The organism is Leifsonia sp. NPDC080035, assembly GCF_040050925.1.
Taxonomy (GTDB): domain Bacteria; phylum Actinomycetota; class Actinomycetes; order Actinomycetales; family Microbacteriaceae; genus Leifsonia.
On record NZ_CP157390.1, the window covers coordinates 3,997,023 to 4,022,331 of the forward strand.

24 protein-coding genes are annotated in these 25,309 nt (G+C 71.5%); 6 read left to right on the plus strand and 18 right to left on the minus strand.

The features are described from left to right. Positions 1–8: 8 nt before the first annotated feature. The 6 genes from AAME72_RS19380 to dapA form a co-directional block, all read right to left on the minus strand. Positions 9–2,870 (minus strand): DNA translocase FtsK, encoded by a 2,862-nt coding sequence (locus AAME72_RS19380; protein ID WP_348788155.1) that lies wholly within the window; start codon positions 2,868–2,870, stop codon positions 9–11. 68 nt (positions 2,871–2,938) lie between these two features. Next, positions 2,939–4,150 (minus strand): ABC transporter permease, encoded by a 1,212-nt coding sequence (locus AAME72_RS19385; protein WP_348788156.1) that lies wholly within the window; start codon positions 4,148–4,150, stop codon positions 2,939–2,941. Next, positions 4,147–4,845: an ABC transporter ATP-binding protein gene (locus tag AAME72_RS19390; protein WP_348788157.1), complete on the minus strand. Its 699-nt coding sequence runs from the start codon at positions 4,843–4,845 to the stop codon at positions 4,147–4,149. Before AAME72_RS19390 ends, AAME72_RS19385 begins: the two co-directional genes overlap by 4 nt. Beyond that, on the minus strand, positions 4,842–5,891 hold the full coding sequence (locus AAME72_RS19395; RefSeq protein WP_348788158.1) for an efflux RND transporter periplasmic adaptor subunit: 1,050 nt from the start codon (positions 5,889–5,891) through the stop codon (positions 4,842–4,844). The genes AAME72_RS19390 and AAME72_RS19395 overlap by 4 nt, the downstream gene beginning before the upstream one ends. Positions 5,892–5,961: 70 nt before the next feature. Next, positions 5,962–7,638, minus strand: coding sequence for a ribonuclease J (locus AAME72_RS19400; RefSeq protein WP_348788159.1), 1,677 nt, complete (start codon positions 7,636–7,638; stop codon positions 5,962–5,964). Positions 7,639–7,707: 69 nt separating this feature from the next. Then, positions 7,708–8,685: a 4-hydroxy-tetrahydrodipicolinate synthase gene (dapA, locus tag AAME72_RS19405; protein ID WP_348788160.1), complete on the minus strand. Its 978-nt coding sequence runs from the start codon at positions 8,683–8,685 to the stop codon at positions 7,708–7,710. A 146-nt stretch (positions 8,686–8,831) separates the two neighbouring features. Here dapA and AAME72_RS19410 point away from each other — a divergent pair, with 146 nt between their 5' ends. From AAME72_RS19410 to AAME72_RS19425, 4 genes are all read left to right on the plus strand, one after another. Beyond that, positions 8,832–9,263 (plus strand): thioredoxin family protein, encoded by a 432-nt coding sequence (locus AAME72_RS19410; RefSeq protein ID WP_348788161.1) that lies wholly within the window; start codon positions 8,832–8,834, stop codon positions 9,261–9,263. Next, entirely contained in the window at positions 9,260–9,730 is a 471-nt protein-coding gene (locus tag AAME72_RS19415) for a DUF4395 domain-containing protein (RefSeq protein WP_348788162.1), read from the plus strand. Before AAME72_RS19410 ends, AAME72_RS19415 begins: the two co-directional genes overlap by 4 nt. 115 nt (positions 9,731–9,845) lie before the next feature. Then, positions 9,846–10,271, plus strand: coding sequence for an OsmC family peroxiredoxin (locus tag AAME72_RS19420; RefSeq protein ID WP_348788163.1), 426 nt, complete (start codon positions 9,846–9,848; stop codon positions 10,269–10,271). 3 nt (positions 10,272–10,274) lie between these two features. After that, positions 10,275–11,168, plus strand: a complete 894-nt coding sequence (locus AAME72_RS19425) for a TIGR01777 family oxidoreductase (protein WP_348788164.1) — start codon at positions 10,275–10,277, stop codon at positions 11,166–11,168. Positions 11,169–11,198: 30 nt separating this feature from the next. On the opposite strand, the gene AAME72_RS19430 is transcribed toward AAME72_RS19425, so the two are convergent. Next, positions 11,199–11,627, minus strand: a complete 429-nt coding sequence (locus AAME72_RS19430) for a tetratricopeptide repeat protein (protein ID WP_348790178.1) — start codon at positions 11,625–11,627, stop codon at positions 11,199–11,201. A gap of 36 nt (positions 11,628–11,663) precedes the next feature. Beyond that, entirely contained in the window at positions 11,664–12,443 is a 780-nt protein-coding gene (gene dapB / locus AAME72_RS19435) for a 4-hydroxy-tetrahydrodipicolinate reductase (protein ID WP_348788165.1), read from the minus strand. A gap of 76 nt (positions 12,444–12,519) precedes the next feature. Between dapB and AAME72_RS19440 the strand changes: the two genes are divergently transcribed. After that, positions 12,520–13,011 (plus strand): GNAT family N-acetyltransferase, encoded by a 492-nt coding sequence (locus AAME72_RS19440; protein WP_348788166.1) that lies wholly within the window; start codon positions 12,520–12,522, stop codon positions 13,009–13,011. A gap of 236 nt (positions 13,012–13,247) precedes the next feature. Here AAME72_RS19440 and AAME72_RS19445 read toward each other — a convergent pair whose 3' ends face one another. Together AAME72_RS19445 and AAME72_RS19450 are read right to left on the minus strand one after the other, a co-directional pair. Further along, entirely contained in the window at positions 13,248–13,850 is a 603-nt protein-coding gene (locus AAME72_RS19445) for a histidine phosphatase family protein (RefSeq protein WP_348788167.1), read from the minus strand. Positions 13,851–13,889: 39 nt separating this feature from the next. Beyond that, positions 13,890–15,239, minus strand: a complete 1,350-nt coding sequence (locus AAME72_RS19450; protein WP_348788168.1) for a pitrilysin family protein — start codon at positions 15,237–15,239, stop codon at positions 13,890–13,892. Between the two features lie 187 nt (positions 15,240–15,426). On the opposite strand from AAME72_RS19450, the gene AAME72_RS19455 reads away from it, so the two are divergent. Then, the gene (locus tag AAME72_RS19455; protein ID WP_348788169.1) at positions 15,427–16,011 is read left to right on the plus strand and encodes a TetR/AcrR family transcriptional regulator; all 585 of its coding nucleotides are present in this window, start codon (positions 15,427–15,429) and stop codon (positions 16,009–16,011) included. A gap of 97 nt (positions 16,012–16,108) precedes the next feature. Here AAME72_RS19455 and AAME72_RS19460 read toward each other — a convergent pair whose 3' ends face one another. The 8 genes from AAME72_RS19460 to AAME72_RS19495 form a co-directional block, all read right to left on the minus strand. Next, positions 16,109–17,269 carry an aldo/keto reductase gene (locus AAME72_RS19460; RefSeq protein ID WP_348788170.1) on the minus strand — a complete coding sequence of 387 codons (1,161 nt, stop codon included), beginning with the start codon at positions 17,267–17,269 and terminating at the stop codon, positions 16,109–16,111. A 162-nt stretch (positions 17,270–17,431) separates the two neighbouring features. After that, positions 17,432–18,253: a CoA ester lyase gene (locus tag AAME72_RS19465; RefSeq protein ID WP_348788171.1), complete on the minus strand. Its 822-nt coding sequence runs from the start codon at positions 18,251–18,253 to the stop codon at positions 17,432–17,434. After that, complete coding sequence (locus AAME72_RS19470; RefSeq protein WP_348788172.1) at positions 18,250–18,738, minus strand: MaoC family dehydratase; 489 nt, start codon at positions 18,736–18,738, stop codon at positions 18,250–18,252. The genes AAME72_RS19465 and AAME72_RS19470 overlap by 4 nt, the downstream gene beginning before the upstream one ends. Beyond that, positions 18,735–19,397 (minus strand): CoA transferase subunit B, encoded by a 663-nt coding sequence (locus AAME72_RS19475; protein ID WP_348788173.1) that lies wholly within the window; start codon positions 19,395–19,397, stop codon positions 18,735–18,737. The genes AAME72_RS19470 and AAME72_RS19475 overlap by 4 nt, the downstream gene beginning before the upstream one ends. Continuing rightward, on the minus strand, positions 19,394–20,173 hold the full coding sequence (locus AAME72_RS19480) for a CoA transferase subunit A (RefSeq protein ID WP_348788174.1): 780 nt from the start codon (positions 20,171–20,173) through the stop codon (positions 19,394–19,396). The genes AAME72_RS19475 and AAME72_RS19480 overlap by 4 nt, the downstream gene beginning before the upstream one ends. A gap of 97 nt (positions 20,174–20,270) precedes the next feature. Then, positions 20,271–21,479 carry an acyl-CoA dehydrogenase family protein gene (locus AAME72_RS19485; RefSeq protein WP_348788175.1) on the minus strand — a complete coding sequence of 403 codons (1,209 nt, stop codon included), beginning with the start codon at positions 21,477–21,479 and terminating at the stop codon, positions 20,271–20,273. After that, positions 21,476–23,593 carry a biotin carboxylase N-terminal domain-containing protein gene (locus AAME72_RS19490; protein WP_348788176.1) on the minus strand — a complete coding sequence of 706 codons (2,118 nt, stop codon included), beginning with the start codon at positions 23,591–23,593 and terminating at the stop codon, positions 21,476–21,478. The genes AAME72_RS19485 and AAME72_RS19490 overlap by 4 nt, the downstream gene beginning before the upstream one ends. 5 nt (positions 23,594–23,598) lie before the next feature. After that, on the minus strand, positions 23,599–25,206 hold the full coding sequence (locus AAME72_RS19495; RefSeq protein WP_348788177.1) for a carboxyl transferase domain-containing protein: 1,608 nt from the start codon (positions 25,204–25,206) through the stop codon (positions 23,599–23,601). Positions 25,207–25,309: the final 103 nt, after the last annotated feature.

The following is a 25,309-nucleotide window of genomic DNA, read 5'->3' on the forward strand; positions in this document are numbered from 1 at the left end:
GCGTCCCTCTACTCCCTGCCGGTCAGCTGCCAGGCGTCCTCGTCCGAGTCGCCGTCCACCTCAGGATAACCCTCGGTCATCGCGGCGACCGGGTCGTCGCCGTACCGGTCACCGCCGTCGGACGGGACGGAAGGCGCAGGAACGGCCACTGCACCAGCCGGCGCCGCGGGCGCACTCGGGCCGGCAGGCGCGGCCGTCCCCGCAGACGCAGCGCCTCCGGACGGCGGCTCCTCGCCGCGCAGCCGTGCCATCACGTCCGGCAGCTGCTCCGGCGTCACGAGCACGTCGCGCGCCTTCGACCCCTCGGAGGGACCGACGATCTCCCGGGACTCCAGCAGGTCCATGAGCCGACCGGCCTTGGCGAAGCCGACGCGAAGCTTGCGCTGCAGCATCGAGGTCGATCCGAACTGGGAGGAGACGACCAGCTCGGCCGCCGCCAGCAGCAGCTCCAGGTCGTCGCCGATGTCCGAGTCGATCTGCTTCTTCTCGGCTCCGGCTGTGACGTCCTGCCGGTACTCGGGCCGCGCCTGACGGGTGACGTGCTCCACGACCTTCTGGATCTCGTCCTCGTTCACCCAGGCGCCCTGCACGCGCAGCGCCTTGGAGGCGCCCATCGGCAGGAACAACCCGTCGCCCTGGCCGATCAGCTTGTCGGCGCCGGGCTGGTCGAGGATGACGCGCGAGTCCGTGACGCTGGTGACCGCGAACGCGAGGCGCGACGGCACGTTGGCCTTGATGAGACCGGTGACGACGTCGACCGACGGCCGCTGGGTCGCCAGCACCAGGTGGATGCCGGACGCGCGCGCGAGCTGGGTGATGCGGACGATCGAGTCCTCGACGTCGCGCGGCGCGACCATCATCAGGTCGGCGAGCTCGTCGACGACGACCAGCAGGTAGGGGTACGGCTTGAGCTTGCGCTCGCTCCCCTCCGGCAGCACGATCTCGTTGTTCACGACGGCTTTGTTGAAGTCGTCGATGTGGCGGAAGCCGAAGCTCGCCAGATCGTCGTACCTCATATCCATCTCCTTCACGACCCACTGCAGCGCCTCTGCGGCCTTCTTGGGGTTCGTGATGATGGGTGTGATGAGGTGCGGGACGCCGCCGTAGATGGTCAGCTCGACGCGCTTCGGGTCGATGAGCACCATGCGCACGTCCGACGGCTTCGCGCGCATCAGGAGGCTCGTGATCATCGAGTTCACGAAGCTCGACTTGCCCGAGCCGGTGGAGCCGGCCACCAGGAGGTGCGGCATCTTCGCGAGGTTCGCCACGACGTAGCCGCCGCCGACGTCCTTGCCGACGCCGATGGTCATCGGGTGCGTGCTCTTGGCAGCGGCCGGCGAGCGGAGGATGTCGCCGAGCGACACGATCTCGCGGTCGGAGTTCGGGATCTCCACGCCGATCGCGCTCTTGCCCGGGATGGGCGAGAGGATGCGCACCTCGTTGCTCGCGACCGCGTACGACAGGTTCTTGCTGAGCGCCGTCACGCGCTCCACCTTCACGCCGGGGCCGAGCTCGATCTCGTACTGCGTCACCGTCGGGCCGCGGGAGTAGCCGGTCACCTTCGCGTCGACGCCGAACTGCGTCAGCACCTCGGTGATGGCCGCGACGATCTCCTCGTTCGCGCTCGAGCGCGTCTTCGGCGGCGTGCCGGCGGAGAGCATCGAGGCGGACGGCAGGTTGTACGGCGCGGCCGGCTGCGCATCCGCCTCGACCGACGCGGTGGCATCGAAGTCGTCGGCACCCGCCTGGAAGCCGGGCAGTACGGCGGGCGCGGTCGGCACGGCGGGCGCAGCGCCCGCGGCGGCCGCAGCGGGCGCGAGCGGTGCGGCGGCCGCGGTCGGCGGCACCTCGCCGGTGAAGCGCTGCAGGGCGCGCTCCGCGTTGGTCAGCTCGCCGAGCACCTCGGTCTTGTAGTGGTCGCTCGCCGGGTCGGGCTCCAGGGCCGAGGCGAACTCGCCCTTGCCGCGCTTCGGCTCGCCGAAGACCTCGGTGAGGTCGGCCGGAGCGTCGTAGTCCGGATCCTCCTCGCGCTGGGACTTGTTACGCCGCCACCAGGGCAGCGCGGCGTCCGCCTCCGGCTCGTCGTCCACGCCGTCCAGCTCCACCTGACGCGTCTTGGCGTCCTTCGCCTCCTGGCGCTCCTCCTCCGTCGGCAGCTGCGCGCCGAAGAGGTAGGAGTAGAGCTCGCGGATGCGCGCGGGCAGCTTGTTCGGCGGCGTCTTGGTGATGATGAAGAGACTGAGGACGAGCAGCGCGATGATCACGGCGCCCGCACCGTACGGCGTGATGAGCAGCGACAGCGGCGCGGCGATCAGCCAGCCGAGCACCCCGCCCGCCTGGGCGAGCGACGACATGCCGTCGCTCGGCGTCGGATGGTGACTGAACAGGTGGCAGAGCCCGGAGATCATCAGCAGCAGGATCCCGAGCCCGATGCCGATGCGGGTGTTGTCGTGCACGGAGCTCGGATGGCGGAACAGCCAGGCCGCGAACAGCACCATCACGACCGGAAGGGCGAAGGCGACGCGGCCGAACAGGCCGCCGAACGTCCACGCGTCCAGCGTCCGAGCGACCTGGTCGTTGATCAGGAACCACTCCACGACGGCGCCGGCGACCGCGAGCAGTACGAGGAAGAAGGGGAAGCCGTCTCGGCGCTCCTCCTTGCTCAGCTTCTCCGGTCCGAGCGCGCGGAAGGCGGCACCGGTGAGGTGCGCCAGGCCCATCCAGGCGCGGACGAGCGGGCTCGGCGCGCCGTCGGCGGCCGGGTACGCGACGGTCTTCTGCGTCGCGGTCTTCGCGGCCGGCTTGCGCGCGGTCGAGCCGCCGCGCCCGGAATTCCGGGCGCGCGATGTCGACTTGGTGCTCGTAGCCATAGCGACCACGGTAACTCGCACCCCCGGCATCGCGGCGTTCCCGCGCCACGGAGCCGCGAAATCGGCGGTCAGTAGCGGATGGCGTCGATCACCTTCACCCGCACCGCGACGAGCGCGGGAAGCAGCCCGGCGATCGCCCCGACGACGGTCGCCGACACCAGCCCGAACACCGCGGCCTCCACCGGGAACGGCGGTGGTTCCGTGACCATCCCGTGGCCGATCAGCTCCTCCAGCCACGGGCTCTTGACGATGAGGATGGACAGCGCGACCCCGGCCGCCCCCGCGACGACGGTCGCGACGACGCTCTCCAGCATCACCGCGACGAAGACCCGTGCCCCGGTCGCGCCGAAGCTGCGGCGCACGCCGATCTCCCGGATCCGGCCGCGCACGGTCACCATCGCGATGTTGACGAGACCGAGGGCGCCGAGCAGCAGGATGAGCATCGCGATGCCGATCACGAGCAGCTTGAGGAACGCGAGCGGGTCCTCGGTCTGGGTGGCGAGGTAGTCGCGCCGGTCGACGGAGACCGCGTCCGGGCCGAGCAGCTGACCGAACTCCGTCTTCATCGCCGCCACCAGGGAGTCGCCGAGCTCCGGCGACACCCACGCCTCGAACCACGGCGGCCCGTAGTCGACCGAGCTGGTGTCCACCAGCAGCCCAGCCGTCGCACCCAGCGCGAAGGCGCTCGGCATGTCGCCGTAGTCGGGCATCCTGACCATCCCGACGACGACGGCCGTGACCTTCTGGTCGCCGCGGAGGACGGTCACGGTCGGATGCTCGTCGATCGAGCGGACACCGAGACGGTCCCAGAACGGCTCGTTGACCACGAGCGTCGGCGCGAGCAGCTTCTCGTCAGCGCCGGAGAACCAGCGCCCTTCCTGCACGACCGTGCGGTGCATGGTCGCGTAGTCCGGGTCCACGAGCGTGGTGCTCACCTCGCCGGCGCCGTCGCGGAACTGCACCTGCATCCCCGCCTGCTGCACCGCCGACGTGTAGCGGATGGCGTGCCGCTCGACCACCGTCCGCCAGGCACCGGCCGTCCTCTCGCGGTCGGCGCCGCCGTCGGACGGGGTCATCGCGATCAGCGCCGGACGGCCGCCGTAGCGGTCGTTGTTCTCGACGATCGACTGCTGGGCGATGTTCGCGAGGCCGACCACCGAGCTCAGCGCGCAGACCGCGACGCCGACGCCGATCAGGGAGAGCAGCACGCGCGTGCGGTGGATGCGCAACTCCTGCCAGGCCTCGACGAGCGCGCCCCAGACCACCTCGACCGCCCTCACGCCGCGGTCTCCACGGCTGCGGGGGCAAGCCGTCCCGCGTCCAGCCGGTAGCGCGTCGCGGCCCGTGCCGCCACCGCGGGGTCGTGCGTGATGACGACCAACGCGGACGCGTTCTCGGCGGCGACCGACTCCAACAGGTCGATCACACTGCCGCCGGTCTCCACATCCAGCGCCCCCGTCGGCTCGTCGGCCAGGATCAGTCGCGGCGCCCGTACGAGCGCCCTGGCGATGGCGACGCGCTGCTGCTCGCCGCCGGAGAGCACCTCGGGACGCGCATCAAGGCGATGGCCGAGGCCGACCCGCTCGAGCATCTCGGCGGCGATCGCGCGTCGCCGCCAGAACCGTTTGCCGCTCGCGTAGAGCAGCGGGGTGACGACGTTCTCGAGTGCAGAGCGCCCGGCGAGCAGGTTGAACTGCTGGAAGACGAAGCCAACGTCGGCGCCGCGCCTGCGGTCGCGCGCGCCGGATCCCAGCCGGGCCACGGGCACGCCGTCGAAGTCGAACTCCCCGGCGCTCGGCGCATCCAGGAGCCCCAGGATGTTCAGCAGTGTCGACTTGCCGGATCCGGACCGGCCGACGACGGAGACCCGCTCCCCCGCCGCCACCTCGAGGTCGACGCCGTGCAGGATGGTCAGCGGCTCGGCGTCCGGGATGCGGACCGTCTTGGTCACGCCGCGGAGCCGGAGCAGGCTCACGGACCGACCGCCGTGTAGCCGTTCTCGTCCGGTGCAGGCGCACCCGGGACGAACTCGAGGATGTTGTCGCCCTCCTTCAGGCCGGCGCGGATCTCGACCGAGGTGCCGTCGGTGAGTCCCAGCGTGACCGGGACCTCCTTCGGCTCGCCGCCCTTCGGATCCTGGACGTAGACCACGCCGGTCTGGGCGGAGCCCTTCACCGCCGTGGTCGGCACGGTGAGGACGTTCTCCGCCTTCCCCGCCGAGATGGTGATGCCGGCGGTGAGTCCGGGGAACACCGTGACGTTCGCCGGGATCGCGCAGCGGACGGTCGTGTTCGACGCCGCGCCGGCGACGCCCTGGGCGCCGTCGCCGCCTGCCGCCCCGCCCGCTCCCCCGCCCGAGGGCCCGGCGGCGTCGGAGGCGGCCGCCGGCGGTGTGGTGATGGACAGGCCGGTGCAGGTGAACGGCGCTGGGCCGCCCTTGACTGTGACCTTCGCCTCCGTCGGCCGGTTCACCAGCCGGTACTGCTGTTCGGCGGGCAGCGCCGCGGTGGCGGAGAAGGTGGGAGGAGCGACGGCGCCGACGGTGTCGCCGATCGCGACCGCCTGCCCGCTCAGCACCGGCAGTTCGCTGACGACACCGGCGATCGGAGCCGTCACCTCCTCGTAGCGGACCAGCGGCTCGCGATCCTCGAGGGTCTGCGACCCGTCCGGCGCAGTGCTCGCGACCGGCTCCCGCGGCGTCTCGATCTTCACGTCGAAGAGGATGTCGCCCGCGGCCACCTTCTGGCCGACGGAGACCTGGACCTTGTTCACGGTGCCCGCCGACGTCGCGCGCGCCGGGACGGCGGGGTCGGCGACGATCGAGCCGCTCACCGTCACGTCGTTCACGATCGTGCCGGTGGCGACGGCGGTGACCGGATCGCCGAGCTGGGCGCTCGGCGTCGCCGGATCCGCCTCGGCCTCCCCCGACGGGAAGAACGCCAGCTTCACCAGCGCGACCGCGATCGCGGCGACCAGCAGAATGCGGACGATCGGGAAGACCCAGCGTCGCATGACCCCCATGTGCTGCCTCTCAGAAGAGCGTGGCGCCGACCCCCGGCGCCACGCGATCCACTATGTCAGAACCGCCGCGTCACGCCTCGATGACGAGCGGGACGATCATCGGCCGGCGGCGGTAGCTGGTGTTCACCCAGCGGCCGACCGTGCGGCGGACCACCTGCGAGAGCGCGTGCGAGTCACGGACGCCGTTGTGCGCGGCCTCCGACAGCGCCGCGGCGATCTTCGGCTTCACGGCATCGAACACCGCGTCGTCCTCCGCGAAACCGCGGGCGTGGATCTCGGGGCCGGTGACGATTCGACCGCTCGCGGCCTCCACGACCACGATGATCGAGATGAAGCCCTCCTCGCCGAGGATGCGGCGGTCCTTGAGGTCCGCGTCCGTGATCTCGCCGACGCTGGAGCCGTCGACGTACACGAAGCCGAGGTCGAGCTGGCCGACGATGCGGGCGACGCCGTCGCGCAGATCCACGACAGAGCCGTCCTCGGCCAGGATCGTGTTCCGCTCGGGCACCCCGGTGTCCATCGCCAGGCGCGCGTTCGCGACCAGGTGGCGGTACTCGCCGTGCACCGGCATCACGTTCTTGGGCTTCAGGATGTTGTAGCAGTAGAGCAGCTCGCCCGCCGCAGCGTGCCCGGAGACGTGCACCTTGGCGTTGCCCTTGTGCACGACGTTGGCGCCGAGCTTGGTGAGGCCGTCGATGACGCGGTAGACCGCGTTCTCGTTGCCGGGGATGAGGCTGGAGGCGAGGATCACCGTGTCGCCGTGGCCCACCTCGATCTGGTGGTCGAGGTTCGCCATCCTGGCGAGCACGGCCATCGGCTCGCCCTGCGATCCCGTCGACATGTAGACGATCTCGTCGTCCGGCAGGTCGGCGGCCTTCTTGTAGTCGATGAGCACGCCCTCCGGCACCTTCAGGTAACCGAGCTCGGCGGCGATCGTCATGTTGCGTACCATCGAGCGGCCGAGCAGGGCGACGCGGCGGCCGTTCGCGGCCGCGGCGTCGAGCACCTGCTGCACACGGTGGACGTGGCTGGAGAAGCTCGCGACGATGACCCGGCGCGGGGCGCGAGCGATCACGGTGTCGAGCACCGGCCCGATCGAGCGCTCCAGCGGGGTGAAACCGGGCACGTCGGCGTTGGTCGAGTCGGCCAGGAACAGGTCGACGCCCTTCTCGCCGAGGCGGGCGAACGCGCGCAGGTCGGTGAGTCGGTCGTCCAGCGGCAGCTGGTCCATCTTGAAGTCGCCCGTGTGCAGGACCACCCCGGCCGGGGTGCTGATCGCGACGGCGAGGGCGTCGGGGATGGAGTGGTTGACCGCGACGAACTCGAGGTCGAACGGGCCGAGCTTCTCCTGCTGGCCCTCCTTCACCGTGAGGGTGAACGGCTGGATGCGGTGCTCCTTGAGCTTCGCCTCCACCAGCGCCAGGGTGAGCCCTGAGCCGATCAGCGGGATGTCCGCGCGCAGCTTGAGCAGGTACGGGACGGCGCCGATGTGGTCCTCGTGGCCGTGCGTGAGCACCACGCCGAGCACGTCGTCCAGCCGGTCGCGCACCGGCGCGAAATCGGGGAGGATCAGGTCGACGCCCGGCTGGTCCTGCTCGGGGAACAGGACGCCGCAGTCGACGATGAGGAGCTTGCCTTCGTATTCGAAGACGGTCATGTTGCGGCCGATCTCGCCGAGACCGCCGGTGGGGATGATCCGGAGCGTTCCCGGCTCGAGTGCCGGGGGCTCGGAGACGAGGTTGGGCATGTGCCCTCCTATTTCATTGTCGTTCGGTGCGGGCGCAGGCGCCCGCGATGGTATCGGCCGCTTCGGCCGTCAGCGTGTGGTCCCGGCGATCTTCGGCAGTGCGCCGCCCGCGGCGGCGTTGCGGTCGGGACGGAAGTTGGAGAAGTCGACGCCGGGGATGTCCTTGACCAGATCCAGCTCGTCCTCGATCTGCGCGGCCTCCCACTCCTCCGGGCCGACCAGCGGCAGCCGGACGCGCGGGCTCTGGATGCGGCCGAGGCCGTGCAGGATGTACTTCGCCGCGACGGTGCCGGGCACGTGGGTCATCACGGCGCGCACGAGCGGCTCCAGCTTCTTGTGCGCAGCGGTCGCGGTGGTCAGGTCGCCCGCGTTGACCGCATCCACGATCTGGCGGTAGGGCGTCGGCGCGATGTTCGCGGTGACCCCGATGAGCCCGCTCGCGCCGATCGCCAGGTGCGGGAGCACGTTGGCGTCGTCGCCGGAGAAGTAGAGCAGGTCGGTCTGGTTGAGCACCCGGCTGACCTCGCTGAAGTCGCCCTTCGCGTCCTTGATGGCGAGGACGTTCGGGTGCTTGGCGATCCGCAGGATGGTCTCGTATTTGATGGGGACGCCGGTGCGGCCGGGGATGTCGTAGAGGATCACCGGCAGGTCGGTGGAGTCCGCGATCATCCGGAAGTGGGTGAGGATGCCGGCCTGGGTCGGCTTGTTGTAGTACGGGGTGACGACCATGACGCCGTCCGCGCCGGCCTTCTCGCTCTGCCGGTAGAGCTGGATGGCGTGCGCGGTCTCGTTCGAACCGCCGCCGGTGATGATCTTGGCCCGTCCGCCCGCGACCGACTTGCCGACCTCGACGAGCCGCAGCTTCTCCGGGTCGGTGAGGGTCGAGGTCTCGCCCGTGGTGCCGGTCACGACGATGCCGTCCGCACCCGCGGTGATGACATCGTCGATGTGCTTCTCCACGCCGGCCCAGTCGACCTCGCCATCGGCGGTGAAGGGCGTGACCAGGGCGACGAGCACCTGGCCGAACGGATTCGCGGATTGAGCCATGGCTCCTAGGCTATCGGGTCGGGCGCTCGCCCCGCCTCCCCGCGGGCTCGGCCAGGGAGGCCGCGGTGGGGATAACCTGCGCGGCGCGTCACGATCGGACACAAACGCTGCGCCGCCGCCCGCCCGCGCGTAGTGTCACCCGCACCATGACGGCGATCGGCGCACTGCTCCTCCTGCTCGGCCTCGTCGCGCTGACGGCCGCGACGGGGGTGGTCCTGCGCGCCACCGCCGGGCGGGTGCGCCGTGCCCGACGCGCGGAACGGCTCGCGCCGTCCGAAGTGGGAGCGTCCGCGTTCGGGGATCGCGCGACCTTCCTGCAGTTCTCCACGGCGTACTGCGCGCAGTGCCCCGGCACCGCGCGGGTGCTCAGCGGGATCGCCGCCGAGCATCCCGGCGTCGAGCACCTGGACGTCGACCTCGCGGCGCGACCCGAGCTCGCGACCCGGTTCGGCGTGCTGCAGACCCCGACCACGCTGCTGCTCGACGCGCACGGCACCGTGCGCGGCCGCATCGGCGGCCCCGCCCGCCCCGCGGACGTCCGCGGAGCCATAGACCGCATCCTCACGGAGACGCCATGACCGACACCCGTCCGCGCGCGATCGACCCGCGCTCCCCCCGCTTCGGCGCCGGCATCACCGCCGTGCTGCTGCTGGTCGTGCTGTTCCTCTGGCTCACCGGAGCGGCCATCGCGGCCATCCTGCTGCTGATCGCCATCGCGGCGCTGTTCGCCTGGGGAGCCTTCGCCGGGGTGCAGCGGCATCCGTACGGCGTCCTCTACCGGCGCCTGGTGCGACCCCGTCTCGGGCCACCGGCCGAGACCGAGGACCCGGCACCGCCGACGTTCGCCCAGGGCGTGGGTCTCGTCGTGACAGGAGCGGGCCTCGTGCTGGCCGCGGCCGGCATGCCTGTCGCCGTGCCGGTCGCCGCCGCACTCGCCTTCGTCGCCGCCTTCCTGAATGCCGTGTTCGGGTACTGCCTCGGCTGCCAGCTGTACGTGCTGCTGGTGCGGACGCGCATCATCCGCCGCGGCGAGGCGACCGGCTGATCCGGGGCCCGGCGCGCGAAAACCGGGAATCCCCCGAACGCCGGCCGAGCGTCGGAGGGCCGCCAGTATCCTGGTCGGACCGCGCGCGGTCGCGGGCGGAGAACAGGGAGGTCCCATGGCAGTCACCAGCGAATCCACCACCGTTTGGACGGGCGATCTGAAGTCCGGGTCCGGCACGGTCTCGCTCGACTCGTCCCACGCCGCATCCCTCGACGTCAACTGGAAGGCCCGTTCCGAGGGCGGCGCGGAGGTCACCACTCCGGAGGAGCTGCTCGGCGCCGCGCACTCCGCCTGCTTCTCGATGGCCTTCTCGAACGTGCTCGCCGGATTCGGCACCCCGCCGGAGAGCATCCAGGCGACGGCCGCCGTCACCTTCGACCCGGCACAGGGCATCACCGGCAGCCACCTGCTCGTCAGCGCCCGCGTCCCCGGGCTCGCCGCCGAGGACTTCCAGCGCCTCGCCGACGAGGCGAAGCGCACCTGCCCGGTCTCGCGCGCACTGGTCGGCATCCCGATCACCATCGAAGCAACGCTGGCCTAGTCGATGCGGGTGCTCGTCGCCGGCGCGTCCGGCCTGATCGGCACCGAGCTCGTCAGGCAGCTCGACGAGGCGGGGCACGAGGTGCTCCGCCTCGTCCGGCGCGACCCGGCCGCGCCGAACGAGTTCCACTGGTCGCCGTCGACCCGGATGATCGACGTCGCGCTCATGGATCGCGCCGACGCCGTGGTCAACCTCTCCGGCGCCTCGCTCAACCGGCTGCCCTGGACACCGGCGCACAAGCGCCGCATTCTCGCCTCGCGCCTGGAGGCGACGGGCACCCTCGCGGACGCCATGCGCCAGGCCGCCGACCCACCCTCGGTGTTCGTGAGCGGCTCCGCGGTCGGCTACTACGGCGACCGGCCCGGGATGACCCTCACCGAGCAGGCGACGAAGGGCACGGGCTACCTCTCCGACGTCGTCGAGGCGTGGGAGGCCGCGGCGCACCTCGCGCCGGAGCGCACCCGGGTCGTGACCGCGCGCACCGGTGTCGTCGTCGGACCCGGCGGCGCGATGACGCCCCTGCTGCCGATGGCGAGGCTCGGACTGCTCGGCCCCATCGCCGGCGGCGGCCAGCACTGGCCGTGGGTGAGCCTCCGCGACGAGGCGGCGGCGATCGTGCACCTGCTCGGCTCCGAGCTCTCCGGCCCTGTCAACGTGGTGGGACCGACGCCCGCCACCGCCGCGGCCGTGCTGCGCGCGCTCGCGGCCGCCGTGCACCGTCCATACGGCCTGCCGTTGCCGGAGTTCGCCGTGAAGCTCGGCCTCGGCGAGGCCGGCAACGAGCTGCTGCTCTCCGACCAGCGCGTCGTCCCGGAGCGCCTGCTCGCCGACGGCTTCGTCTTCGCCGACCGGACCGTCCAGGACGCGGTCGCCCGCCTCCTCGCCCGCGCGGCCTGAGGCACGCCGCGCCGGCGCGGGGCCGAACGGTCAGGCCGCGGTCCGCTGCTCCGCGCGGTAGAGCCGGATGGAGTGGCGCAGTGCTTCGCGCGCCCGGCGGCGGTCACCGCTCGCGTCGTAGGCGAGGCCGAGCCGGAACCAGGCGCGCCAGCTCTCCGGCTGCTCCTCGACCTCGGCCTTGAACTGCGGGAACTCCTCGTCCGCCGCGTCGCGCAGGGGGCGTCCGCTCGCCCGGTGCGGCAGGTCGTCCACCGGCAGCGTGCCCTCCGCGGCCATGAGCGTGACCAGCTTCTCGGTGCGGGCGCCGAAGAGCAGCTCCCGTCCGATCGCCCAGGCGGCGATCACCGGCAGCGCCAGCAGGGCGATGCCCATCGCGATCCCGACCGGTTCCCCGGAGGCGATCAGCAGGATCGCACGCTGGAACACCAGCACGAGGTAGACGAGCAGGATGATCGCCATCACGATGGCGGCGAGACGGTTGCGCACGGCGTTCCTCTAACGCTCGCGCACGGTGTCGTGCGGTGGCTCGCCGTCGGGCTCGGCGATGCCGAGGTCGACGAGCTTGTCGAGACCGACGACGACGCCGGTGGTCGTGGCGGCCGCGCGCAGCGCGAGCAGGATGCCGGTCTCGTACGCCTCGGAGCCGACGGTGTCGTGGCGGATGGTCAGCGTCTCCCCCGGGCCGCCGAAGATCACCTGCTGCTCGGCGACGACCCCGCGCATCCGCAGGCTGTGGATGGGGACGCTCGAGACCTGCTGGCCGCGGGCGCGCTGGTCGGTGTGCGGCGCATCCACCGGGCCGCGGTCGGCGCGGGCGGCGCCGATGAGCTCGGCGGTGCGCACCGCGGTGCCCGACGGTGAGTCGACCTTGCCGGCGCCGTGCGCTTCGATGATCTCGATCGAGTCGAAGAAGCGCGCCGCCACCGTCGCGAACGCGGTGCCGAGCGCGGAGCCGAGCGAGAAGTTGGGGATGACGACCGCGCCCCTGCCCTCGTGCGCTGCGACGCGGCGCTCCAGGTCGAGGATGCGATCGGCCGACCAGCCGGAGGTGCCGATGAGCACGTTCAGGCCGTTGTCGACGGCGAAGGCGACGATGCTCGGGCTCACCTGCGGGAGCGTCATGTCGACGAGGACGTCGGCGCCGAGCATGTCCTCCAGCGGCGAGCGCGAGTCCAGCCTCGCGACGAGCTCCAGGTCGTCCGACTGCTCGATCAGACGCACGGCGACGCTGCCCAGTTTGCCGGTCGCACCGGCGACGGCCACGCGAATAGTCACCCGTCCACCCTACCCGGCGCGCCCTCGCGCGGATGCCGCGCGACCCGACGCCCCGCACGGGTTTACGCTTACGGGAATGGTGTCCTTTGCCGATGTCTCCGTCACCGATGCGACCGCCCACCGGATGCTCGCCGCGTACTTCGCCGAGCGGGCGGCGACCTTCCCTGCCGCGCAGGGCGCATACCGCACCACGTTCCCCGACCCCGGCCAGTTCGTCGCACCGAACGGCGTGTTCCTGCTCGCATACGACGAGGACGGCGAGGCCGGCTGCGGCGGCATCCGCGAACTGCGCGTGCCGCTCGCCGACGCCGAGGAGGGCTCCCCCGCCGTCCGCTACGAGATCAAGCACCTCTGGGTCGCGCCGGAGCACCGGGGCCGCGGCCTCGGCCGCGCCATCCTCGCCGAGCTTGAGCACCGGGCCCGCGGGTTCGGGGCGACCGAGATCGTCCTCGACACGAACGCCAGCCTGGAGGCTGCGGGCGGCCTGTACCGCTCGCACGGCTACGAGAACATCCAGCCCTACAACGACAACCCGAACGCAACCGACTGGTTCCGCAAGGTCCTCTGACCGCTGCCGTGCCCCGGGCCGCCCTCCGCCGGCCCGACTCCAACGGGCTGCCACGCTTCACGAGGTTGTTGCCCGACGGGACGGTGCGGGACTTAGGCGACGATGGGCCGATTCTACAAATGCCATCGGAAGCGCGCCTTCGTGTCCGCATCGACGAAGAGAAACCCTCAGGGCCGAAACCCCACCCGTCGGTACCAGACCGACCGGTTTATGCGGACGGAGCAGGAGGTCGGGGCTCAGACGGGCTGGAGCTCCGGGAGGCCGGTGCGCAGCTCCACAGGGAGATGGCCGAGGTCGTTGTGCACCACGAGCACCGGCGGCTTCGCCGAGCGCACCCGGATGATGGTGAGCCCGCAGTTGGCCTGGTTCAGGCCGAGCCAGCGCCAGGCCGGGGCGTCGAAGACATGGCGGACGAACCAGCCGATCACGAAGTTGTGGGTGACGAGCAGGTCGTGCCTGTCGCCCATCGCGGGCGTCAGGAACTCGTGCACCGCGTCCTCCATCTGCGCGCGTCCCGCCTCGATCTCGGCCTCGGTCACCGGGCCGAAGAACGACTCGAACGCCTTCGGCATGTCCGGCGTCGGGCCCGAGGGAATGCAGTCGAAGAGCAGGCTCGACGGCTCCGGCGTGAGCGCCGGCATGCGCTCGGCGATGATCTCGGCCGTCTCCGCTGCGCGGTTGAGCGGCGAGTGGTACATCGCCGTGAATGGGACGCCGCTCAGCCGGTCGGCGATGAGCTGCGCCTGACGCTTCCCGCGCGGCGAGAGCGGGCCGTCCGGCATGCCGTGCTCGGCGTCCTGCTGCTCGCCGTGGCGCACGAGGTAGAGGTAGTGGGGCACCGGGTATGACCTTTCGGATCGGGATGTTTCGGCGGCGGATCAGGACGCGAGACCGGCGAACATGTCGTCGGTGACGCTCCCCACCGCGGAGATGGAGACCGGTCGCCCCGCCAGATCGGCGGCGAGGTCGCGCACGTCGTCGGCGGTGACGAGGTGCAGACGGCGGAGGCTCTCATCGAGGTCGGCGAACTCGCCCAGGCTGATCTCGGCGCGGCCGAGACGCGACATCCTGGTGTCCGAGTCCTCCAACGCGAGCGCGGCGCCTCCCGACAGCTGGCCGACAGCGCGGCGCAGCTCCTCCGGGGTGACGCCGTCGCCGGCGAGGCGGCGCAGCTCGTCGAGCATCAGCTCGGCGACCTGCCGGGCCTTCGCGGGCGCGCAGCCCGCGTAGAGCCCGAAGACTCCGGCGTCCGAGTAGGCGCCGGAGAACGAGTAGACGGAGTAGGCGAGGCCGCGCTTCTCGCGGACCTCCTGGAACAGCCGGCTCGACATCCCGCCGCCGAGGACCGAGTTGAGCACGCTCATGGTCGTGCGGCGCTCGTCGGTGGTGAGGATGCCTGGCACGCCGATCAGCAGGTTCACCTGCTCGGTGGGACGCTCGACCGTGACGACCTCGGCGCCGCGCACGACAGGGACCGCGGTGGTGCTGCGGCGCTCGACGGGGCTCGCGGCGAGCTCCGGGTCCCAGCCCGCCGCCGCGAGCGCGCGCTTCACGCCGCTCACGAGCAGATCGTGGTCGACGGCCCCCGCCGCGGTGATGACGAGGTCCTGCGGACGGTAATTGGCGCGGTAGTGCGTCCACACGGCGTCGCGCTCGGCCGCGCGGATGGTCTCCGGACGGCCGCCGATCGGCCGGCCGAGCGGGTGGTCGCCGAGGACGGCGGAGAAGAACCGGTCGTTGGCGACGTCGGCGGGGTCGTCCTCCGCCATCGAGAGCTCCTCAAGGATCACACCGCGCTCGTTCTCGAACTCCGCGGGGTCCAGCAGCGAGGAGGTGAGCATGTCGCCGATCACCTCGACGGCCATTGGGAGGTCCCTGTCCTGCACTTTGGCGTAGTAGCAGGTGTACTCCTTGGCCGTCATCGCGTTGTGCTCGCCGCCGACCGAGTCGAAGGCGACAGCGATGTCCAGCGCCGTCCGGGTCGGCGTGCCCTTGAAGAGCAGGTGCTCGAGGAAGTGCGTCGACCCGAGGCTGCCCGGCACCTCGCCCGTCTCGTCGCGCGATCCGACGGCGACCCAGTAGCCGAGGGTGGCGCTGCGCGCGCCGGGGACCTGCTCGCTCAGGACGCGGACGCCGCTCGGGAGCACGGTCCGCCTGACCAGCGCCTCACCGGATGCGGCGAAAGTGAGGTCGGCCAGACCGAGAGGGAGGTCGACTGCGCTGTTCATCCCCTCCACCCTACGCCAGACGCTGTGGAATCCCGGAGAGAACGAAAATGAGGACAAACAGACTGGTCTGTCTACCTATATACTGATCTCACCGCCTGGGTCGGTCGTCCCCCTTGGACCGACCCAGGTGGTTCTCGTGACCAACTGAGGGCGTGTGATCCGCCCCTGACCGAAGGAGTCGTGCCGGATGGTCGTAAGTGCCCGAGCGACCATCCGGCCGCCAGCGCCGTCGAAGCTCAAGATCCTCGCCACCGCGGACGAGCTCTTCTACCAGGAGGGCATCCACACCGTCGGGGTGGACAGGATCATCGCCGGCGCGCGAGTGACGAAGGCCACGTTCTACAAGCACTTCCGGTCGAAGGATCTGCTCATCATCGCCTACGTCGAGGGCCGCGACCGCCAGGTGCGCGAGTGGTTCGCCGAGCAAGAACGGCAGAACGCCGACCCGCGCGACATCGCCCGCGCCCTGGTCGACTGGATCAACGACGAGGCGGTCCGGCCCGGCTTCCGCGGCGACCCGTTCATCAACGCCGCAGCGCAGTTCGCCGACGAGACCAACCCGGTCCGCGTCGCGGTCACCACGCACCGCGACTGGTATGCGAAGCGCATCGAGGAGCTGTTCCGGCAGATCGGTCACCCGCGGCCCGGCGACGCCGCCGACGACCTCATCCTCGCCCGCGACGGCGCCCTGGCTGGCGGCTACGTCGGCGACCCGATCGCGGCGGGCGCGGCGCTGCACCGCTCGCTCGACCGCATCCTCGGCGAGGCGTAGTTCCCGGTTCGAGGGGCACGTTGTCGTCGCTTTCGGCGCCCGGAAGCGACAACGACGTGCCCCTCGCCGTGCGCGTGCGCGAGCGGGGGCGTCCGGGCTACTCGGAGACGCGGTCGAGGTCGAGCATCTGGGCGCGGGTGAGGCGGATGCCCGCCGCGGCCATCAGCGCATCCACCTGCTCCGGCCGGCTCGCGCTGGCGACCGGCGCGACGATCGTGCGCTTGGCGAGCAGCCAGGCGATGGAGATGCTCGCCGGGGTGACGCCGTGCTCGGCGGCGATGCGGTCGAGCACCGCGAGCACGCGCATGCCCTTGCGGTTGACGTACGCCGACGCGCGCACGCTCCTGGCGTCCGCCGTGAGGTCGGCCTTCGAGCGGTACTTGCCGGTGAGGAACCCGTTCGCCAGCGCGTAGTACGGCATGACGGCGAGGCCCTGGGCCGCTGCGACGATGCGCAGCGCGCTCTCGAACTCGGCGCGATGCATCAGGTTGTACTGCGTCTGGATCGCGATGAACTTGGGCAGGCCGGCCGAGGCGAGGATGCGCGCCTCGATCAGGCGGTCCGCCGAGAAGTTGGAGGCGGCCAGGTAGCGCACCTTGCCCGTCTCGATCAGCCATTCCGCGGTCGCCAGGCTGTCCTCCAGCGGCACCTCGGGGTCGTCGTCGTGGAAGTAGAGGACGTCGATGCGGTCGGTCTGCAGCCGCTCCAGCGAGGCCTCGACGGCGCGCACGATGCTGACGGAACCGAGCCCCGGGTTCTCGTGGTGGCGGCCGACCTTGGTGGCGACGACGAGGTCGTCGCGGTTGCCGCGCTCGCGCATCCACTTGCCGATCAGGACCTCGCTGCGGCCGCCGACGTAGCTGTCCGCCGTGTCGATGAAGTCGCCGCCGAGGGCCGCGAACCGGTCGAGGATGGCGAGCGACGTGTCGCCGTCGGCGGTCCAGCCGAAGACACTGGCGCCGAGCGACAGCGGGTACACCGCGAGGTCGCTCTCGCCGATGCGGCGCGGGGCGAGGATCGACAGCGGGCCGGTGCGTTCCAGGGCGGGGTCGATGTCGAGGGGGCCGCCGGTGTCGGTGGACGGCTCCTCGCCACGCGGGACGGCGACGGCCGGAGCCGGGCGTGCCACGGGGGCCGACTCTGCAGCCGACTCACGGGGTGTGATCTCACCGCCAGCGGAATCGTCAGCGACGATCGCGGGAGCGGGTGCGCGGAGTCCGACCGACTCCAGCAGGCGCAGGGGAAGAAGCTGTGGCATGCTCCCCCCTCTCCGACCGGCCCCTCTCCGACCGATTCGTGCGGCTCATCGAATCGATTCGAGAACGTCGCGTTCCCTGACGTTACTTGCAGAGTACGGCATCCCTCCGACACGCCGAGTCAGAATCGGTGAACGCCGCCGAAACCGTTGGTCACAGTTTCATCACGAAGCCGAAACGGCGCTCCGGCGCACCAGAGCGCGGGCGTGAGCGAGCACCGGGCCGTCCACCATCCGCCCCTCGTGACGGAACACTCCCCCGCCCGCGGCGTCCGCCGCGGCGAGCAGCGCGCGGGCCTCGGCGAGCTGCTCCGGCGTCGGCGAATAGGCGGCGCGGATGACCACGACCTGCGACGGATGGATGCACGCGGTCGCCGCGAATCCCACCGCCACCGCGTCCTCCGCCTCGGCCGCGAGCCCGGCCGTGTCCCCGATGTCGAGGTGCACCGTGTCGATCGCGGCCTTCCCCGCCGCACCGGCCGCCAGCAGCACCGCGGAGCGCGCGTGCCGGGCGACATCCCGGTAGCCGCCGTCGGCGTGCCTGCTCGACGTGCCGCCGAGCGAGGCGACCAGGTCCTCCGCACCCCACATCAGCGCGACGACCGCCTCGTGCCTGGCGAGCTCGGGAGCCGCGAGCACGCCGGCCGCGGTCTCGCACAGCGCGATCGCCTCAAAGCCGGCGAGCGCGGCGAGATCGTCGACGCGCTCCGCCTTCGGCAGCATCACGGTGCGGTACGCGGTCCCGGCGAGCGCGGCGAGGTCCGCCGCGTGGTCGTCCGTCCCGGCCTGGTTCACGCGCACGATCACGCGCGCGGCGTCGAGGCCGGACGCGGCGAGCGCCTCGCGCGCCGCCGGGCGCCGCTCGGGGTCCACCGCGTCCTCCAGGTCGATGATCACCGCATCCGCCCGCTCCAGCGCCTTCGCGTAGCGCTCCGGCCGGTCGGCCGGGCAGAACAGCAGCGCGGGGCCGTATGCGAAGCCGCTCACGCCCCCGCCGCCTCGGCGTGCGCGTCCTTGCACCACACCATCACCTGGCGGGTCGCCGTCGCGACGACGACGCCGTCCTGGTTGCGGGCGGTGTGCTCGAGCGTGACGATGCCCTGGCCGGGACGGGAGGCGGAGAGCCGCTTGGCCGTCACGACCGACTCCGAGTAGAGCGTGTCGCCGTGATGGACGGGATGCGGGAACGCCACCTCGCTGAAGCCGAGGTTCGCGACGATCGTACCCTGCGTCAGCTGGGCCACGGACGCCCCAACCAGGGTGGCCAGGGTGAACATCGAGTTGACCAGCCGTTCCCCGAACGGCTGCCTGGCCGACCACGCCGCATCCAGGTGCAGGGCTTGCGTGTTCATCGTCAGCGTGGTGAAGAGGACGTTGTCGGCCTCGGTGACCGTCCGACCGGGGCGGTGCAGGTACCGGGTGTCCAGCTCGAACTCCTCGTAGTACAGCCCGCGCTGCTCGACCTCTTTCACGACGCCTCCTCCGGTCCGGCGGCGAGCGGATCGACCGCGAGCGGCGCGCCGGTGGCGGCGACCACCTCGTCGACGGTCACGCCCGGCGCGAGTTCGCGCAGAACGAGGCCGTCCGGCGTCACGTCGATGACGGCCAGGTCGGTGATGATCCGGTCGACGCAGCCCGTGCCGGTCAGCGGCAGGGTGCATTCGGCGAGGATCTTGGGCCGCCCCTCCTTGTCGACGTGCTCCATCATCACGATCAGCCGCTTGGCGCCGAAGACGAGGTCCATCGCCCCGCCCATCCCCTTGACCATCTTGCCCGGGATCATCCAGTTGGCCAGATCGCCGGACGCCGAGACCTCCATCGCGCCGAGCACAGCGACGTCCACGTGGCCGCCGCGCACCATCCCGAACGAGAGCGACGAGTCGAAGTAGGCCGCACCGCGCTTGACCGTCACCGTCTCCTTGCCCGCGTTGATGAGGTCGGGATCGACGTCCGCGTCAGCCGGGTACGGCCCGACGCCGAGCACGCCGTTCTCGGAGTGCAGGATGACCTCGACGCCCTCCGGGATGTAGTTGGGGATCAGGGTGGGCATCCCGATGCCGAGGTTCACGTACTGGCCGTTCTCGAGCTCGCGGGCCACCCGGGCGGCGAGCTCGGTGCGGGTGAGGCTCATCGTGCGCTCCCTTCCTGCTGCTCCTGTGGCGCCGCGACCGTGCGGCGCTCGATGCGCTTCTCGACGTCCGGCGCGTGCACGACGCGCTGGACGAAGATCCCCGGCAGGTGCACCTCCCCCGGTGCGATCTCGCCCGGCTCGACCAGCTCCTCCACCTCGGCGATCGTGATCCGGCCGGCCATCGCCGCGAGCGGGTTGAAGTTCATCGCCGCCGCGTGGAAGACGAGGTTGCCGTGCCGGTCGCCCTTCGCCGCGTGCACGAGTGCGAAGTCGGGGCGGAGCGAGCGCTCGAGCACATACTCCGCGTCGTCGAAGGTGCGCACCTCCTTCGCCTCGCTCGCCACGGCCACCGAGCCGTCCGCGGCGTAGCGGCGCGGCAGCCCGCCGAGGGCGATCTGCGTGCCGACGCCTGCCGGCGTGTAGAACGCCGGGATGCCGGCACCGCCCGCCCGCAGCTTCTCGGCGAGCGTGCCCTGCGGCGTCAGCTCCACCTCCAGCTCGCCGGAGAGGAACTGCCGGGCGAACTCCTTGTTCTCACCGACGTAGGAGCTGATCATCTTGCGGATGCGGTGCTCGGCGAGCAGCAGGCCGAGGCCCCAGTCGTCGACGCCGCAGTTGTTGCTGACCACCTCGAGGTCGGTGGTCCCCGCCTCCAGCAGCGCGTGGATGAGCGCGCTCGGGATGCCGCAGAGGCCGAAGCCGCCGACCGCCAGCGAGCTGCCGTCCGCGATGTCGGCCACCGCCTCCCCCGCGCTCCCCACCGTCTTGTCGATCACCCGTCCCTCTCCCCTCTCCAACCGTCGAGTACGCGAAAAATAGCCCGAATCCCGCCGAGTCGCCAGATGTTCTTCGTACTCGGCGGGTGGGGTGCGGTCAGGACTCGAAGCCCAGCGCGCGGGAGATCACCATGAGCTGGACCTCCGAGGTGCCCTCGCCGATCTCCAGGATCTTGGAGTCGCGGTAGTGCCGCGCCACCGGGCTCTCGTTGAGGAACCCGTAGCCGCCGAAGATCTGCGTCGCGTCGCGGGCGTTGTCCATCGCCGCCTCGCTGCCGACCAGCTTCGCGATCGAGGCCTCCATCTTGAACGGCACGCCCGCCATCAGCTTGAAGCAGGCGTCGTAGTAGGCGAGGCGCGCCGCGTGGACACGGGCCTGCATCCGGGCGATCTTGAACGCGATGTACTGGTTGGAGCCGATCGGGCGGCCGAAGACATTGCGGCTCTTGGCGTAGCGCATCGCCTCCTCCAGACAGCCCTGGGCGGCGCCCGTGCAGAGCGCCGCGAACGCGACGCGGCCCTCGTCGAGCGTCGCGACGAAGTTCGCATAGCCGCGGCCGCGCTCGCCGAGCAGGTTGGCCTCCGGCACCCGCACGTCCGTGAGGGTGAGCGGGTGCGTGTCCGACGTGTGCCAGCCGACCTTGTCGTAGACGGGCTCGGCGACGAAGCCGGGCGTACCCGTCGGGACGATGATCGCGGACAGCTCCTTCTTGATCGAGCCGTCGGCGCGCTGCTGCTCGCCCGTCACCGCGGTGATCGTGACGAGCCTGGTGATCTCCGAGCCCGAGTTGGTGATGAACTGCTTGGTCCCGTTGATGACCCACTCGCCGTCCACCAGCTCCGCGGTGGTCTTCGTGCCGGAGGCGTCCGAACCCGCGTCCGCCTCGGTCAGCCCGAACCCGGCGAGCGCCTCGCCCCTGGCGAGCATCGGCAGCCACTGCTGCTTCTGCTCCTCCGAGCCGTTCCGGAAGATCGGCATGGCGCCGAGGCCGATGCCCGCCTCCAGGGTGACACCGATCGACTGGTCGACCCGGCCGAGTTGCTCGACCGCGAGGCAGAGCGAGAGGTAGTCCTTGCCCTGGCCGCCGTACTCGACGGGGAACGGGAGGCCGAACAGGCCCATCCTGCCCATCTCGGCGATGATCTCGTACGGCAGGCTGCGCTTGGTGTCGTACTCGTAGGCGGCCGGCGCGACGACGGTGTCGGCGAAGTCGCGCACCGTCTCGCGCAGGCGGCGCTGGTCCTCGGTGAGCTCGAAGCCCGCGACGTCGCTGTCGGAGGCGGGACGGGACATCTGCATGGTCATGGGAGGTTCCTGTCTGTTGTGGTGACGGTCCGTGAGGATGCGGTGGCCGATGGTGTCGGCTCGGGGGTGTCCGCCGTGGTGGGCGGGACGTTCTGGTCGGTGTCGCCGGCGGTCGCCGTCGCGTCCTCCTCGGCGTCGACGCTCGCGACGAGCTGGTCGAGTCTGACGAGGTCGCCGGTGGCGACGCGGAGACGCACGACGCCGGCGACGGGGGCGACGAGGCGGTGCTCCATCTTCATGGCCTCGACGACGGCCACGGTCTCCCCCGCCTCCACGGTCGCGCCGTCGGCGACCGGGACGGCGACGACGGTGCCGGGCATGGGCGAGTGGACCTCGGGATGCGCGGCCGCCTCGGCGCGGTCCAGCGCGGCGAGCGCGTCGGCGACGCGGGCGGCCGCGTCGCGCAGGCGAAGCGGCCGGGCACGGCCGCCCGCGGCGAGCCACACGGTGTCGCCGTCGCGGGCGATGTCGAAGCGCGTCGTGACGTCGTCGAGGGTGAGGAGGGCGACCGCCGGCTCCCCGTCGAGGAGACGCAGCGAGGCGGTGTGCGGGATCCCGTCCACCTGGACGGTCGAGCCGCGCACCTCCACCCGGCTGCCGTCGACGTCGTAGGAGACTGCGCGCGCGTCGCCGAGGCGCCAGCCGGAGGGCGCGCCCCACAGCGGCCCGACGCCAGCGGGCGGACGGGCCATGCGGTCGTGGTGGGCGACGAGCGCCGCGGCGACGAGCTCCTCCGTGCCGGCCCCGGCCGGGGACAGCTCGGAGAAGCGGCGGTCGATGAGCGTCGTGTCCATGCTCCCGGCACGCACATCCTCATCGGCGAGCAGGTCGCGCAGCCAGGCGACGTTGCTCACGGCGCCGAGGATGCTCGTGGATGCGAGCGCGCGGTCCAGCCGTGCGATCGCGGTGTCCCTGTCCTCGGCCCAGGCGATCACCTTGGCGAGCATCGGGTCGTAGTCGGTGACGACGGGGACGCCGACAGCCAGCCCGCTGTCGACGCGGATGCCGTCGCCGGCCGGCTCGCGCAGCGCGAGCACGGTGCCGTCGCCGGGCAGGAAGCCGCGCTCCGGGTTCTCGGCGTAGACGCGCGCCTCGATCGCGTGGCCGGTGAGGCGCACGTCCCGCTGGCCGAACCCGAGCGGCTCGCCCGCGGCGATACGCAGCTGCCACTCGACGAGGTCGAGCCCCGTGACGAGCTCGGTGACCGGGTGCTCGACCTGCAGGCGCGTGTTCATCTCCATGAAGAAGAACTCGCCCGGCGCCTGAGCGGAGACGAGGAACTCGACGGTCCCCGCTCCGACGTAGTCGACGCTGGCCGCGACGCGGCACGCGGCTTCGCCGATCCGCTCGCGGGTCGCTGCGTCCAGCAACGGCGATGGGGCCTCCTCGATCACCTTCTGGTGGCGGCGCTGGAGCGAGCATTCGCGCTCGCCGAGGTGCACGACGCCGCCGCGGCTGTCGGCGAGCACCTGCACCTCGATGTGGCGGGGCGCGTCGACCAGGCGCTCGAGGAACAGCGTGTCGTCGCCGAAGGCTGCCGCCGCGACCCTGCGGGCAGCACGGAGCGCCTCCGGCAGCTCGTCGCGACCGCGCACGGCCTGCATCCCCTTGCCGCCGCCGCCCGCGGACGGCTTGACCAGCACCGGGAACCCGATCCGGTCCGCCGCCTCGATGAGCGCGGCGTCGTCGAGCCCGGGCTCGGCGATGCCGGGGATGGTCGGCACGCCGGAGCCGCCGACCTCCCGTTTCGCGGCGATCTTGTCGCCCATCACCTCGAGCGCGTGCACGCCGGGTCCGACGAAGACGATCCCCGCGTCCGCGCATGCACGGGCGAGCGCGGGGTTCTCGGAGAGGAAGCCGTAGCCGGGATGCACGGCCTCGGCACCGGTCGCGCGCGCGGCGGCCACGATCGCGTCCACGTCCAGGTAGCTCCGGCGCGCGGCGGCGGGGCCGATCCGCACGGCGGTGTCGGCGAGCGCGACGTGCGGCGCCTCGCGGTCGGCGTCGCTGAACACGGCGACCGAGCGGATGCCCAGCCGGCGGAGGGTGCGGATGATCCGGCAGGCGATCTCGCCGCGGTTGGCGACGAGCACGGTGCGGAAGGGGACGGCCATCGCGATCACATCCGGAAGAGGCCGAAGGCCGTGTCGGGGAGCGGGGAACGGGAGCAGACGTCGAGGGCGAGGCCGAGCACCGTGCGGGTGTCCGCCGGGTCGATGACGCCGTCGTCCCAGAGCCGGGCGGTGGAGTAGTACGGGTTGCCCTGCTCCTCGTACTGTTCGGCGATCGGGGCACGGAAGGCAGCCTCGTCGTCCGCGCTCCAGTCCTCGCCGCGCGCCTCCAGCTGGTCCCGTTTGACGGTCGCGAGCACACTCGAGGCCTGCTGGCCGCCCATGACCGAGATGCGCGCCGCCGGCCACATCCACAGGAACCGCGGCGAATAGGCCCGGCCGCACATCGAGTAGTTGCCGGCGCCGAAGGAACCGCCGATCACGACGGTGAGCTTCGGCACCCGGGTGGTCGCCACGGCGGTCACCATCTTGGCGCCGTTCTTGGCGATGCCGCCTGCCTCGTAGTCGCGGCCGACCATGAAGCCGGAGATGTTCTGCAGGAACAGCAGCGGGATCCCGCGCTGGTCGCACAGCTCGATGAAGTGCGCGCCCTTGAGCGCGGACTCGCTGAAGAGCACGCCGTTGTTGGCGACGATGCCGACGGGATGGCCGTGGATGCGCGCGAAGCCGGTGACGAGGGTGGTCCCGTACTCCGGCTTGAACTCGCTGAACCCGCCCGCGTCGACGAGGCGGTGGATCACCTCGTGCACGTCGTACGGCGCCTGCACGTCGACCGGGACGACGCCGTACAGCTCGCCGGGGTCCGCCTCCGGCTCCCGAGCCGGCAGCACGTCCCAGGCCGGGGAGGCAGGCGGCGGCAGCGTCGCGACGATCTCGCGCACGATGGCGAGCGCGTGCTCGTCGTTCTCCGCCAGGTGGTCGACGACGCCGGAGGTGCGTGCATGCAGGTCGCCGCCGCCCAGCTCCTCCGCCGTGACCACCTCGCCGATGGCGGCCTTCACCAGCGGCGGGCCGCCCAGGAAGATGGTGCCCTGGCCCCGCACGATCACCGTCTCGTCGCTCATCGCGGGCACGTACGCGCCGCCGGCGGTGCACGAGCCGAGCACCGCCGCGATCTGCGGGATCTTCGCCGCCGACAGCCGGGCCTGGTTGTAGAAGATGCGGCCGAAGTGCTCGCGGTCGGGGAACACCTCGTCCTGCATCGGCAGGAACGCGCCTCCCGAGTCGACGAGGTACACGCACGGGAGGCGGTTCTCCAGCGCGACCTCCTGCGCCCGGAGGTGCTTCTTCACCGTCATCGGGTAGTAGGTGCCGCCCTTGACCGTGGCGTCGTTGCAGACGATCATCACGTGGCGGCCCGCCACGAGCCCGATTCCGGCGATCAGCCCGGCGGCAGGGCTCTCGTCTCCGTACATCCCTGTCGCGGCGAGCGGCGCGATCTCCAGGAACGGGCTGCCTTCATCGAGCAGGGCGTCGATCCGGTCGCGCGGCAGCAGCTTGCCGCGGGCGACGTGCCGCTCACGGGCGCGCTCCGGTCCGCCCGCCGCGGCGACGCGGAGCCGCTCGCGCAGGTCGTCGACAAGCGCGCGCTGTGCGGCGTCGTTCTGCTCGAAGCGCTCGTCGGTCGCGCTCGCCGTGCGTGTGGCTGTTGGCATCTGCTGTCTCCATCGACATGAGTTAGTGGTCGCTAACTCGAATTTAGGTTAGTGTTCATTAACCCGAATGTCCAGCACCCGGCGCGACCGCCCGATGCGTCCA

What these genes read in the sequence shown, in the direction of transcription:
- AAME72_RS19475 (WP_348788173.1), bottom strand. Translation starts at nt 19,397, where the DNA reads ATGAGCCTCACCCGCACCGAGCTCGCCGCCCGGGTGGCCCGCGAGCTC.
- AAME72_RS19380 (WP_348788155.1), bottom strand. Translation starts at nt 2,870, where the DNA reads ATGGCTACGAGCACCAAGTCGACATCGCGCGCCCGGAATTCCGGGCGC.
- AAME72_RS19460 (WP_348788170.1), bottom strand. Translation starts at nt 17,269, where the DNA reads ATGCCACAGCTTCTTCCCCTGCGCCTGCTGGAGTCGGTCGGACTCCGC.
- AAME72_RS19430 (WP_348790178.1), bottom strand. Translation starts at nt 11,627, where the DNA reads ATGGCGATCATCCTGCTCGTCTACCTCGTGCTGGTGTTCCAGCGTGCG.
- AAME72_RS19455 (WP_348788169.1), top strand. Translation starts at nt 15,427, where the DNA reads ATGGTCGTAAGTGCCCGAGCGACCATCCGGCCGCCAGCGCCGTCGAAG.
- AAME72_RS19490 (WP_348788176.1), bottom strand. Translation starts at nt 23,593, where the DNA reads ATGGCCGTCCCCTTCCGCACCGTGCTCGTCGCCAACCGCGGCGAGATC.
- AAME72_RS19415 (WP_348788162.1), top strand. Translation starts at nt 9,260, where the DNA reads ATGACCGACACCCGTCCGCGCGCGATCGACCCGCGCTCCCCCCGCTTC.
- AAME72_RS19400 (WP_348788159.1), bottom strand. Translation starts at nt 7,638, where the DNA reads ATGCCCAACCTCGTCTCCGAGCCCCCGGCACTCGAGCCGGGAACGCTC.
- AAME72_RS19450 (WP_348788168.1), bottom strand. Translation starts at nt 15,239, where the DNA reads ATGAACAGCGCAGTCGACCTCCCTCTCGGTCTGGCCGACCTCACTTTC.
- AAME72_RS19485 (WP_348788175.1), bottom strand. Translation starts at nt 21,479, where the DNA reads ATGACCATGCAGATGTCCCGTCCCGCCTCCGACAGCGACGTCGCGGGC.
- AAME72_RS19410 (WP_348788161.1), top strand. Translation starts at nt 8,832, where the DNA reads ATGACGGCGATCGGCGCACTGCTCCTCCTGCTCGGCCTCGTCGCGCTG.
- AAME72_RS19395 (WP_348788158.1), bottom strand. Translation starts at nt 5,891, where the DNA reads ATGGGGGTCATGCGACGCTGGGTCTTCCCGATCGTCCGCATTCTGCTG.
- AAME72_RS19420 (WP_348788163.1), top strand. Translation starts at nt 9,846, where the DNA reads ATGGCAGTCACCAGCGAATCCACCACCGTTTGGACGGGCGATCTGAAG.
- dapA (WP_348788160.1), bottom strand. Translation starts at nt 8,685, where the DNA reads ATGGCTCAATCCGCGAATCCGTTCGGCCAGGTGCTCGTCGCCCTGGTC.
- AAME72_RS19495 (WP_348788177.1), bottom strand. Translation starts at nt 25,206, where the DNA reads ATGCCAACAGCCACACGCACGGCGAGCGCGACCGACGAGCGCTTCGAG.
- AAME72_RS19440 (WP_348788166.1), top strand. Translation starts at nt 12,520, where the DNA reads ATGGTGTCCTTTGCCGATGTCTCCGTCACCGATGCGACCGCCCACCGG.
- AAME72_RS19425 (WP_348788164.1), top strand. Translation starts at nt 10,275, where the DNA reads ATGCGGGTGCTCGTCGCCGGCGCGTCCGGCCTGATCGGCACCGAGCTC.